Annotated in this window: 10 protein-coding genes; 7 read left to right on the forward strand and 3 right to left on the reverse strand. The window is 65.5% G+C overall.

All coding sequences use genetic code 11. From position 1 onward, the window contains the following. Window positions 1-18: 18 nt before the first annotated feature. Window positions 19-1,053: a Bug family tripartite tricarboxylate transporter substrate binding protein gene (locus tag ACE039_RS23495; RefSeq protein WP_105559091.1), complete on the reverse strand. Its 1,035-nt coding sequence runs from the start codon at window positions 1,051-1,053 to the stop codon at window positions 19-21. Window positions 1,054-1,405: 352 nt separating this feature from the next. Between ACE039_RS23495 and ACE039_RS23500 the strand changes: the two genes are divergently transcribed. The 7 genes from ACE039_RS23500 to ACE039_RS23530 all read left to right on the forward strand — a co-directional run bounded on the left by ACE039_RS23500 (window position 1,406) and on the right by ACE039_RS23530 (window position 8,717). Next, entirely contained in the window at window positions 1,406-2,428 is a 1,023-nt protein-coding gene (locus ACE039_RS23500; RefSeq protein ID WP_485823465.1) for an amino acid ABC transporter substrate-binding protein, read from the forward strand. 159 nt (window positions 2,429-2,587) lie between these two features. Continuing rightward, on the forward strand, window positions 2,588-3,454 hold the full coding sequence (locus ACE039_RS23505) for an IclR family transcriptional regulator (RefSeq protein WP_105559089.1): 867 nt from the start codon (window positions 2,588-2,590) through the stop codon (window positions 3,452-3,454). Window positions 3,455-3,751: 297 nt separating this feature from the next. Next, window positions 3,752-4,660 (forward strand): arginase family protein, encoded by a 909-nt coding sequence (locus tag ACE039_RS23510; RefSeq protein ID WP_105559150.1) that lies wholly within the window; start codon window positions 3,752-3,754, stop codon window positions 4,658-4,660. A gap of 42 nt (window positions 4,661-4,702) precedes the next feature. Continuing rightward, window positions 4,703-5,491, forward strand: coding sequence for an ABC transporter substrate-binding protein (locus ACE039_RS23515; RefSeq protein ID WP_485823466.1), 789 nt, complete (start codon window positions 4,703-4,705; stop codon window positions 5,489-5,491). 31 nt (window positions 5,492-5,522) lie between these two features. Beyond that, complete coding sequence (locus tag ACE039_RS23520) at window positions 5,523-6,215, forward strand: amino acid ABC transporter permease (protein ID WP_006222809.1); 693 nt, start codon at window positions 5,523-5,525, stop codon at window positions 6,213-6,215. Window positions 6,216-6,219: 4 nt separating this feature from the next. After that, window positions 6,220-6,972, forward strand: a complete 753-nt coding sequence (locus ACE039_RS23525) for an amino acid ABC transporter ATP-binding protein (protein ID WP_448713242.1) — start codon at window positions 6,220-6,222, stop codon at window positions 6,970-6,972. 185 nt (window positions 6,973-7,157) lie between these two features. Continuing rightward, on the forward strand, window positions 7,158-8,717 hold the full coding sequence (locus ACE039_RS23530; RefSeq protein WP_485823467.1) for an acetolactate synthase large subunit: 1,560 nt from the start codon (window positions 7,158-7,160) through the stop codon (window positions 8,715-8,717). A 38-nt stretch (window positions 8,718-8,755) separates the two neighbouring features. Here ACE039_RS23530 and ACE039_RS23535 read toward each other — a convergent pair whose 3' ends face one another. Then, window positions 8,756-9,466: an ABC transporter ATP-binding protein gene (locus ACE039_RS23535; protein ID WP_448713240.1), complete on the reverse strand. Its 711-nt coding sequence runs from the start codon at window positions 9,464-9,466 to the stop codon at window positions 8,756-8,758. Then, on the reverse strand, window positions 9,454-10,239 hold the full coding sequence (locus ACE039_RS23540) for an ABC transporter ATP-binding protein (RefSeq protein ID WP_310030868.1): 786 nt from the start codon (window positions 10,237-10,239) through the stop codon (window positions 9,454-9,456). The genes ACE039_RS23535 and ACE039_RS23540 overlap by 13 nt, the downstream gene beginning before the upstream one ends. Window positions 10,240-10,318 lie beyond the last annotated feature (79 nt).

Below are 10,318 nucleotides of genomic sequence, written 5' to 3' on the forward strand. Positions count from 1 at the left end.
CCCCCCCCGGGTCCGCGTTCAATTCACGGTGATGCCTGCCTGCTTGATGATTTCGGCATAGCGCGCCGAATCGGTCTTCATCAGTTCCGCGAACTGCGCCGTGGTGCCGCTGACAGGCAGGAACCCCGCGTCCACGAATTTCTGCTTTACGTCGGGTTCCTTGACGATCTCGGCGATCTCGCGCGCCATGCGTTCGATGATCGGCTTGGGCGTGCCGGCCGGCGCCATCAGGCCTGCCCAGGAACCGGTCACGAAGCCGGGCATGCCGGCTTCTTCCATGGTGGGAATGCCGGGCTCGGTGGGCCAGCGTTCCTTGCCCGTGAAGGCTAGTGCTTTCAGCCGGTTCTGCTTCACGTACTGCATCGGCACCAGGATCGGGTCGAACACCATGGATACGCGGCCGCCCAGCAGGTCGGTCAGGATGGGGGCGCTGCCCTTGTACGCCACGTGCGTCATCGTGAGCTTGTTCTGCAACGCGAAGTCGGCGCCCGTCAGGTGCGCGCTGGAGCCGTTGCCGCTGGAGGCGTAGGTCAGTTTGTCGGGGTTCTTGCGGCCATAGGCAACCAGGTCGGCCACGGTCTTGACCGGAAGATCTTCCGCCACGAACAGGAACAGCGGCAGGTCGGCCATCTGCACGACCGGCGTCAGGTCCGCGGGCGTGTAGGTCAGCTTGTACAGGTGGAAGTTGATGATGTAGGCCGGCAGCATGGACAAGAACGTGTAGCCGTCCGGATCCGACTTGGCCGCGATGGCCGAGCCCACGCTGCTGTTGGCCCCCGGCCGGTTCTCGACGATGATCGTCTGCTTCAGGCGCGGCCCCAGCTTTTCCATGACGATGCGGGTCACGATGTCGGTGGACCCGCCCGGCGTGTACGGCACGATGATCTTGATGGGCTTGCTGGGCCAGTCGTCCGCCGCCTGGGCCAGGCCGGTACTCAGGCCGGCCGCGGCTAGCGCGGACAACAACAGGGTTTTCAGGGCGGTACGACGAGGCGTTGCCGCGTGGCGATGCGTCGCGGCGTGACGAGGCTGCGATTGTCTTGCTTGTGCCATGGATTGGTCTCCTCCATGAATCGGCCGAGTATCGATGCGCGCCCGGGATTTTTGTTGTGGCGCGATCGGCTTTTCTGTTGCGGCGCCGATGCCGCTGAGCGGACGCCGGCGCAAAAAAAGTATGGCATGCAAGCCTGCGGCGAGCGGCAGGGGGCGGCGCTATAAAGTTCGATCACCGGACAAATCTGATAGGGGGCCCGGTGGGCAGTCCCCCGGGTTTCCTCTAGGCCCGATCGCGTTGTTCACGCAGTGGACATGTCGTAATCTGGCGGCCGGCCCGACAACGCTGGGCTCGGTTTCAGCCGGGACGGCTTACAAGGCTGCCCGGGCATCTATCTCAGGAGAGGCAACCATGAAGCGGTCCATCTTGTTTGCAGCCGGCGCGCTGGCGCTGGCTTGCGTGTCCCAGGCGGCGGTCGCCGGCCCCACGCTCGATGCGGTGAAGAAAAAAGGGTTCGTGCAATGCGGCCTCACCGACGGCGTCTCCGGCTTTTCCGCCACCAACAGCAAGGGGGAATGGGAAGGCATGGACGTGGATATCTGCCGCGCGGTCGCCGCAGCCGTATTCGGCGATGCGACGAAATTCAAGGGCACGGCGCTGTCGACCCAGCAACGCTTCACCGCGCTGCAATCGGGCGAAGTCGACGTGCTGCTGCGCACCGTCACGCTGACCCAGACGCGCGACACGTCGCTGGGCCTGTCCGCCGTCGCGGCCAGCTTCTATGACGGCCAGGGCATCCTGGTGAACAAGAAGTTGGGCGTCAAGAGCGCCAAGGAACTGAACGGCGCGACCGTCTGCGTGCAGCCGGGAACCACCACCGAACTGAATCTGGCCGACTGGTTCCGCGCGAACAAGATCGAATTCAAGCCGGTCGTGATCGACAAGGTGACCGAAGTCGTGCGCGCCTTTGAATCCGGCCGTTGCGATGCCTTCACCGACGATGCCTCGCAATTGGCGGCTGTGCGCGCCACGCAAGTCGCCAATCCGAACGACTACGAAATCCTGCCCGAACGCTTCTCGAAGGAACCGCTGGGGCCGATGGTGCGCCAGGGCGACGAGAACTGGCTGGGTATCGTGCGCTGGACTTTGTTCGCGCTGCTGGAAGCCGAGGAATACGGCATCACGCAGAAGAACGTGGACGAGATGTTGAAGAGCAACAACCCCAATGTGTTGCGCATCCTGGGCGTGACGCCCGGCGCGGGCAAGAACATGGGGGTGGACGAAAAGTGGGCCTACAACGCCATCAAGGCCGTGGGCAACTACAGCGAAGTGTTCGAGCGCAACGTCGGCAAGGACAGCAAGCTGGGCCTGCAACGCGGCACGAATGCGTTGTGGAGCAACGGCGGCGCCATGTATCCGTGGCCGATCCGCTGATGCGTGGGCAATAACCCGGGCAATAGCCCCGGGCAATAACGAAAGGCGGCCCGCCGCGCGGGACGCCTTTTTTTCGTCCCGCGCATTCTCAATCGCTCTGCGATATAAGAGAACCGTTATGCGGTACGCTATGCGCTTTCCTTCTGCACGCCGCGTGCCATGACCCTGAACCGAAGCCCTGAAGATTCCCCGCTGTTCGTTGCCGCGCTGGCGCGTGGCATTTCGCTGCTGCGGGCATTCAGCGAAGGGCAGCCGGCCATGACGCTGCCCGAACTGGCCGATGCCACGGGCTTGAGCAAAAGCGCGGTGCAACGCTTCACCCATACGCTGTGGACGCTCGGGTATCTGCGCAAGGACCCCATCAGCAAGAAGTTCTCGCTGGCGCCCTGGTCGCTTGAGCTGGGGATGAACTATGTGCAGACCAGTCCGCTGGTGCTGGGCGGCAACCCGTTCCTGCATACGCTGAACCGCAACTGCCAGGAAACCTGCAGCCTGGCGGAACCGGACGGGCTGGACATGGTGTATGTGGCGCGTTTTGCCACCCACAAGGAAATGTTCGTCAACATGCCGGTGGGCATGCGCTTGCCGCTGTATTGCACGGCGGCTGGCCGCGCCGTATTGGCCAAGCTGGACCCGGCCGTTGCAAGAAGCCTGCTGGAACGCGGTGACCGCAAGCCCTATACGGGAAACACGATCACCACCATGGACGCCTTGCTGGCCGAACTGGATTTCGCCCGGCGCCACGGCTATGCGCGCTCCAACGGCGAGTTCTACCCGGGCGACATCACCGTCAGCGCCGCGGTGCTGGACGCCGGCGGCACGCCATTGGGCGCCGTGAACGTATCCGTCCCGTCAAGCCGCTGGTCTTTTGAACAGGCGCAAGCCGTCTTCGGCCCGCAGGTGGTGGAAACGGCGCACGCGATCAGTGCATCGCGCACGTTGGGCCGTTCGCATCCGTTCTATCAAATGGAGCCGCCCGGCGGCGCCTTGCGCGGCGCGATGCCGCTGGCCGACGACGACGCCTGACCCCGCCCCACGCCGCATTCCGGTGCGGCGGCCGTGGCCCGGCGAAGCGCCAGTTTCGCCCTGCACCCGCGCGCCTATTGCCTACTAAATTAGTCGACTAATTTTTTGCCTCTAGGGGGAACTCCCTAATTGGCCGCCTGGGTTCTTACTTGCTAATCTATTTGCGACACGACCGTATCGCCTAGCGATTCGACTAAATCTAAATAGAGTTTGGCCGGCCATTCGCCGGCCGTGCATGCCAGGAGCCGCGCTGTGCCGCCGTCATCTGAAGTCAGTTTCAATCCCGTTGCCGGATTCATGGGCCTGCCGGCCGCGCGGGAGGCAGGCGCGGGCAAGGCGCGCGCCTGCGTGGTCGGCATTCCGTTCGACTGCGGCACCCACCCGTTTCGCGTCGGGTCGCGGCAGGGGCCGGACGCCATCCGCGAGCAGTCCAGGCTGCTGCGTCCCGTCGACATCTTCCGGCGCAACGGCATCGACAACCCGCCCGAATTCCTGCGCGCCATCGATGTGGGCAACGTTGCCTGCCATCCCGGCGACCCCGACGCGTCCTACCCGCTGATCGAAGCCGGCATTGGCGCCATCCTGGACGCAGGCGCGATCCCGATTTCGATGGGGGGCGATGGCGCGGTGACGCTGCCGCAATTGCGCGCCGTGGCGCGCCGCCATCCCGATTTCGTCGTGCTGCATTTCGATTCGCATACCGACACCTATCCCATCCCCGGCTACAACACGGCCACCACCTTTACGCGGGCCGCGGAAGAAGGGTTGCTGGACGTGGCCTCGAGCTTTCACGTCGGCACGCGCGGCAGTTCCTTCATGCCCGGGGTGCTGGAGTTCGGGCGCGAGGTCGGCTACACGATCGTGCCCTACGACGACTTCGACCAGGACCAGAAGGCGACGCTGGCGGACATCAAGCAGCGCATCGGCCAGCGCCCCGTCTACCTGTGCTTCGACATGGACATCTTCGACCCCTCTTGCGCGCCGGGCGTCTGCACGCCGGAGTGGGGAGGGTTGTCGGCCAAGGAAGGGCTGGCGCTGCTGCGCCAGCTGGCCGGCCTGAATTTCGTGGCGTTCGACGTCAACACCGTGTCGCCGCCGCAAGACGTGCAGGGGGCCACGGCCTTCCTGGCCGCCACCGTGATGCAGGAATTCTGCGCCTTGGCGGCGGTAGCAGTGCAGCAGTACCCAGACGGGCGTCCGGCCTGAGCCGGCCACGTCCGCGGCATTCAATCATCCAAGGGGAAAACGATGAAATTCAAATCCATTCTGCTGGGCGCGGCCGTGGCCGGCCTGTTGATCCAGTCCGGCGCAGGGGCGCGCACGCTTGACGAAGTGCGCGCCGAGAAAAGCCTGGCGGTCGTCACCACCGCTTCGGCGCCGCCGCATGGCTTCAAGAACCCGAAATCGAACCAGCTGGAAGGCATCATGGTCGACGTGGCCGCCGGGGTGGCCAAGCATTTGCAGGTGTCGGACAAGCTGTCCGACGTGCCGTTCTCGGGCTTGATCCCCACGCTGACGTCGGGGCGCGCGGACGTCATGTCCGCGCCGCTTTTCATTACCGAGGAGCGCGCCCGCGCCATCGATTTTTCGGTGCCGGTCTATGAGTGGGGCGAGGGCGTCGTGGTCAGCGACAAGGCAGCCAAGCAGTACGCCAGGTTCGAAGACATGCAGGGGCAGCGCGTGGGCGTGCTGGTGGACTCCGTCCAGTTCAACATGATCAAGGACATGCCGGGCACCAAGGTCACCACCTATCAGGACTATTCGACCTTGCTGGCCGACGTGCGCGCCGGACGCATTGACCTGGGCATCGTGGACCCGCCCAGCATCCTCTACCAGATCCAGACCAAGAACATCCCGGGCGTGAAGCTGGACACCGGCTATCAGCCGCAACGCAAGTGGCAGGTCGGCATGGCTGTGCAGAAGGGCAACACCGCGCTGCTTGATGCGGTCAACGCCGCACTCGCCGAGATGCGGAAAAACGGCGAAATGGCGGCGATCGGGAAGAAGTGGGGCGTGTCCGACCTGATCAGCAAGTAAGCGCCGCAACGGCACGGATAAGGAGCACGACTTGGATCTCGCTACGCTGCGCATGTACCTGACCCCTTTGGCCGAGGGCACGGTCTGGACTTTGGCGCTGTTTTTCTGTTCGGCTTTCCTGGCGGTGGCGTTGGGCCTGGTCGTCTGCTTGTGCCGCCTGTCGCCCTCGCGGCTGTTGAGCCGCGGCGCGCGCTTCTACATCGAAGTGATACGGGGCACGCCGCTGCTGCTGCAATTGTTCTACATCTACTACGGCCTGCCCGAGATGGGGGTGGTGATCAACGGTTTCGTGGCCGGCGTGCTGGGCCTGACGTTGAACTTCGGCGCCTATCTGGCCGAGCTGTTCAGAAGCGGCATCCAGTCGGTGGACACCGGCCAGTACGAAGCGGCCCGCGCGCTGGGCTTGCGCAAGGTGCAGCGGCTGCGCCGCATCGTGCTGCCGCAGGCGCTGCGAACGGTGTTTCCCGCGCTGGGAAATTATGCGCTGGTGTTGATCAAGGAAACGTCGCTGGTCGCCGTCATCAGCGTGTACGAACTGATGCGGGCGGGCGAGATGCTGGCCGGCGCGACGTTCCAGGCACTGACGGTCTACACGATGGTGGGCGTTATCTACTTCGCCATGTGCAGCGTGCTGTCGTATCTGTTCCGGCGTTCCGAGAAGCGCCTGACCGTGCCGGGCTACTGGAGCGGCGCCGGCGAGAACCACGATATTTCCAAGGCCTGACACGATGAACGCAATGAATGCCGCAGCTCCCATCATCACCATGCAGGGCGTCAGCAAATGGTATGGCGACTTCCAGGTGCTGGACAATCTGGCGCTGGAAGTTTCGCCCGGAGAAAAGCTGATCCTTTGCGGCCCGTCCGGTTCGGGCAAGTCCACGACGATTCGCCTGCTGAACCGGCTGGAAGAGCACCAGAAGGGCCGCATCGTGGTCGATGGGATCGAACTCAACGAAGACGTGAAGAACATCGAGCGCATCCGCGCGGAAGTGGGCATGGTGTTCCAGCACTTCAACCTGTTCCCGCACCTGACGGTGCTGGAGAACTGCACGCTGGCGCCCTTGCTGGTCAAGGGCGTGCCGGCGGACGAGGCCCGGTCACGCGCGATGGACTATCTGGAACGGGTGCGGATTCCGCAGCACGCGGACAAGTATCCCGGCCAGTTGTCCGGCGGCCAGAAGCAGCGGGTGGCGATCGCACGCGCCTTGTGCATGCAGCCCAAGATCATGCTGTTCGACGAGCCGACGTCCGCCCTGGATCCCGAGATGGTCAAAGAGGTGCTGGACACGATGGTCGCGCTGGCCAGGGACGGCATGACCATGGTTTGCGTCACCCATGAAATGGGGTTTGCGCGGGAAGTGGGCGACCGGATCGTGTTCATGGACCAGGGCGCCATCGTCGAGGCCGATACGCCCGAGAATTTCTTCAACACACCCCGGTCGGAGCGGGCGCAGGCGTTCCTGGGGCAGATCCTGGCCTAGCCGCCCGCCCGGGTACGCTAATTCCGGCTGGCGGAACACGAAGGGGCCACGGAGGGCGGCGCGGGAATGGTTCCATCCCCGTAAGCGGAACTGGCTCTATCGTGTTTTTGATACGCTACCTATCATGCATATCAGGCGGGCGCGCATGCGCCCGCATCGCCATTTGAAAACGACTAGGGAAAATCATGAACGGCGCTGACAGTCTTTGCGATACCTTGCTGGCCAACGATGTGGACGTTTGCTTCGCCAACCCCGGCACGTCCGAAATGCACTTTGTGGCGGCGTTGGATCGCAAGCCCAAGATGCGCTGCGTGCTGGGCTTGTTCGAAGGCGTGGTGACGGGCGCCGCGGACGGCTATGCGCGCATGGCCGACAAACCGGCCGCCACCTTGCTGCACTTGGGCCCGGGCCTGGGCAACGGCCTGGCCAACCTGCACAACGCCAAACGCGCCCGTACGCCCATGGTCAACATCGTCGGCGATCACGCCACGTATCACGTGCAGTACGACGCGCCGCTGACCAGCGACGTTGAAGGCGTGGCGCGGCCAATGTCGCACTGGGTCAAGCGCACGATGACGGCCGCCGAGGTGTCCGGGGACGCCGCCGAAGCGATCGGTGTGGCGCGCCGGTCGCCGGGCAATATCGCGACCTTGATTCTTCCCGCCGACGCGGCCTGGACGGACTTGCCGGACAATGCACCGGCCCCGGTGCAAGTGAAGGACGCGGCCCTGGCCCTCACGTCGCACGACGCCGTGCGCGCCGCTGCCGCCGCGATTCGCTCGGGCGAGACCACCGTGCTGATGCTGGGCGGAGCCGCGCTGCGCGAGCGCGCGCTGGACGCCGCCGGCCGCATCGCGCGCGCCACCGGTGTTCGCCTGATGTCGGAAACGTCCAACCGCCGTATCGAACGTGGCGGCGCCCGCACGCCCGTTGATCGCCTGCCGTATCCGATCGACCTGGCGGTGGCCAAGCTGAAAGACGTCAAGCATCTGGTGCTGGCGGGCGCCAAGGCGCCGGTAGGCTTCTTCGCGTATCCGGGCAAGCCCAGCCTGCTGGCGCCGCCCGACAGCAACCAGGTCGTGCTGGCGACCGCCGAGCAGGATCTGGCGCAGGCGCTGGAATGGCTGGCCGACGAATTGGGCATCGCCACGGATGCGCCGCGCGTGGCCACGCCGGCCGCCAATTACGAGGTGCCGTCGTCGGGCAAGCTGACGGGCGCCGCCGTGAACATCCTGGTCGCGCACACCTTGCCGGAACAGGCCATCGTGTGCGATGAGTCCATCACGCAGGGCCGCGAGTTCCCCATCTACAGCGCCAGCAGCGCCCCGCACGACTGGCTGATGCTGACCGGTGGCGCGATCGGCATCGGTTTGCCGCTGGCGACCGGCGCCGCCGTGGCGTGCCCGGACCGCAAGGTCATCACGCTGCAGGCCGACGGCAGCGGCATGTACACCCTGCAGGCGCTGTGGACGCAGGCGCGCGAGAACCTGAATTGCCTGACGGTGATCCTGGCCAACCGCTCCTACGCCACGCTGCATGGCGAAATGAAGAACGTGGGCGTGAAGGAACCGGGCCGCAATGCGCGCCGCATGCTGGACCTGGAAGAACCCTTCCTGGACTGGACGCACCTGGCGCGCGGCATGGGCGTGGAGGCGGTCAGCGTCGATACGGTGGAAGGGTTTGCCCGCGCGCTGGCCGACGGCCTCAAGCGCCGTGGCCCGTTCCTGATCGAAGCGATCATCTAAAGGCGATTCACCCTGGGCCGTGGTCGTGCCGACACGGCCTAGACGCCCAGATAGCGCGTCAGCTGCTCCGGTTGCCGGGCCAGCGACGCGCTGTCGCCATCCTGCACGATCAACCCTTTTTCCATCACCAGGCAACGGTCGGTGTGTTCCAGCACCGCACGGTAATTGCGGTCCACGATCAAGGCCGACATGCCGGTGGCGCGGATCTGGCGGATGATCTTCCAGATCTCAGTCACGATCAGCGGGGCCAGGCCTTCGGTGGCCTCGTCAAGGATCAGCAGGTCGGGGTTGGTCATCAACGCCCGTCCAATGGCCAGCATCTGCTGTTCGCCGCCCGACAGTTGCTGGCCGCCGTGCCCCAGCCGTTCCCGCAGCCGTGGAAAGGTGTCCAGCACGCGCGAATACGTCCATTCCTGTTCGCCTCGCACACCGGGACGCGCCGCCACTTGCAGGTTTTCACGCACATTCAGGTTGGGAAAGATGCCTCGCCCCTCGGGCACATAGGCCAGACCCAACCGCGCGATCGTGTGGGGCTGGGCATGCGTGCAGTCGCGGCCGCCGATCCGCACGAGACCCTGCGCGCTTTTTACCTGCCCCATGAGGCTGCGGATCAGCGTGGTCTTGCCCATGCCGTTGCGGCCCACCAGCCCCACGGATTCGCCCGGTGCGATGTGCATGTCCACGCCGCGCAGCACATGGCTGGCGCCGTAGTACACGTGCAGGCCGCCTGCTTCGATCAGTGCTTGCATGGCACGCCTCCTTGCGCATCCACGCGCAGGTCTTCGCCCAGGTAAGCCGTGCGCACTTCCGCGTTGGCGCGGATCTGGGCGGGCGTGCCGCTGGCGATGGCGGTGCCATTGACCATCACGGTGATGGTTTCGGCGATGCGGAACACGGCGTCCATGTCGTGTTCCACCAGCAGAATCGCGTGGCCCGCCTTCAGCGTCTGAAGCAGGTCAAGGATACGGTCCGTTTCTTCGGGGCCCATGCCGGCCAGGGGTTCGTCCAGCAGCAGCACTTGCGGTTCACCCGCCAGGCACATGGCGATTTCCAGTTGCCGCTTGCGGCCATGGGGCAGCAGGCCGGCGGCGCGCGTGGCGTCATCGGCCAGCCCTGTGCGCTCCAGCGCGTGGCGCGCCAGCTCGGCGCTGCGCCGGCAATCCGAGGCCTGCCGCCACCAGTGCCAGAAGCGCTGGCGGCTGGCTTGCGCCGCCAGCCGGCAGTTCTCGAACACGCTGAGTTCGGGGAACAAGGTGGACCGCTGATAGCTGCGCCCAAGCCCCGCGCGCGCCCGTTCGGGTTGCCGCCACGCCGTGATGTCGCGGCCGCCCAGCATGACCTGGCCGCTGCTGGGTGCCAGCTCTCCTGACAGGATGTTGATCAGCGTGGACTTGCCCGCGCCGTTGGTGCCGATGACGGCATGCACCTGGCCACGGGCCAGGCCCAGCGAGACACCGTTGACGGCCGTCAGGCCGCCGAAGCGGCGCGTGACGGCGGATGCGGCAAGGAGAAGGTCAGACATGGGGCTCCCCCTGGATGGGAAGGCGGGCCGGGGCCCGGACGGCGCTGCCCGTGGGCGTGGCGGCGCGCGCGCCGGCCGC

This window comes from Achromobacter maghribensis (genome assembly GCF_057334215.1).

Bases quoted from the DNA above. Each gene is read 5' to 3' on its own strand.
- ACE039_RS23495 (WP_105559091.1), bottom strand. From the start codon at position 1,053: ATGGCACAAGCAAGACAATCGCAGCCTCGTCACGCCGCGACGCATCGC.
- ACE039_RS23500 (WP_485823465.1), top strand. From the start codon at position 1,406: ATGAAGCGGTCCATCTTGTTTGCAGCCGGCGCGCTGGCGCTGGCTTGC.
- ACE039_RS23505 (WP_105559089.1), top strand. From the start codon at position 2,588: ATGACCCTGAACCGAAGCCCTGAAGATTCCCCGCTGTTCGTTGCCGCG.
- ACE039_RS23510 (WP_105559150.1), top strand. From the start codon at position 3,752: ATGGGCCTGCCGGCCGCGCGGGAGGCAGGCGCGGGCAAGGCGCGCGCC.
- ACE039_RS23515 (WP_485823466.1), top strand. From the start codon at position 4,703: ATGAAATTCAAATCCATTCTGCTGGGCGCGGCCGTGGCCGGCCTGTTG.
- ACE039_RS23525 (WP_448713242.1), top strand. From the start codon at position 6,220: ATGAACGCAATGAATGCCGCAGCTCCCATCATCACCATGCAGGGCGTC.
- ACE039_RS23530 (WP_485823467.1), top strand. From the start codon at position 7,158: ATGAACGGCGCTGACAGTCTTTGCGATACCTTGCTGGCCAACGATGTG.
- ACE039_RS23535 (WP_448713240.1), bottom strand. From the start codon at position 9,466: ATGCAAGCACTGATCGAAGCAGGCGGCCTGCACGTGTACTACGGCGCC.
- ACE039_RS23540 (WP_310030868.1), bottom strand. From the start codon at position 10,239: ATGTCTGACCTTCTCCTTGCCGCATCCGCCGTCACGCGCCGCTTCGGC.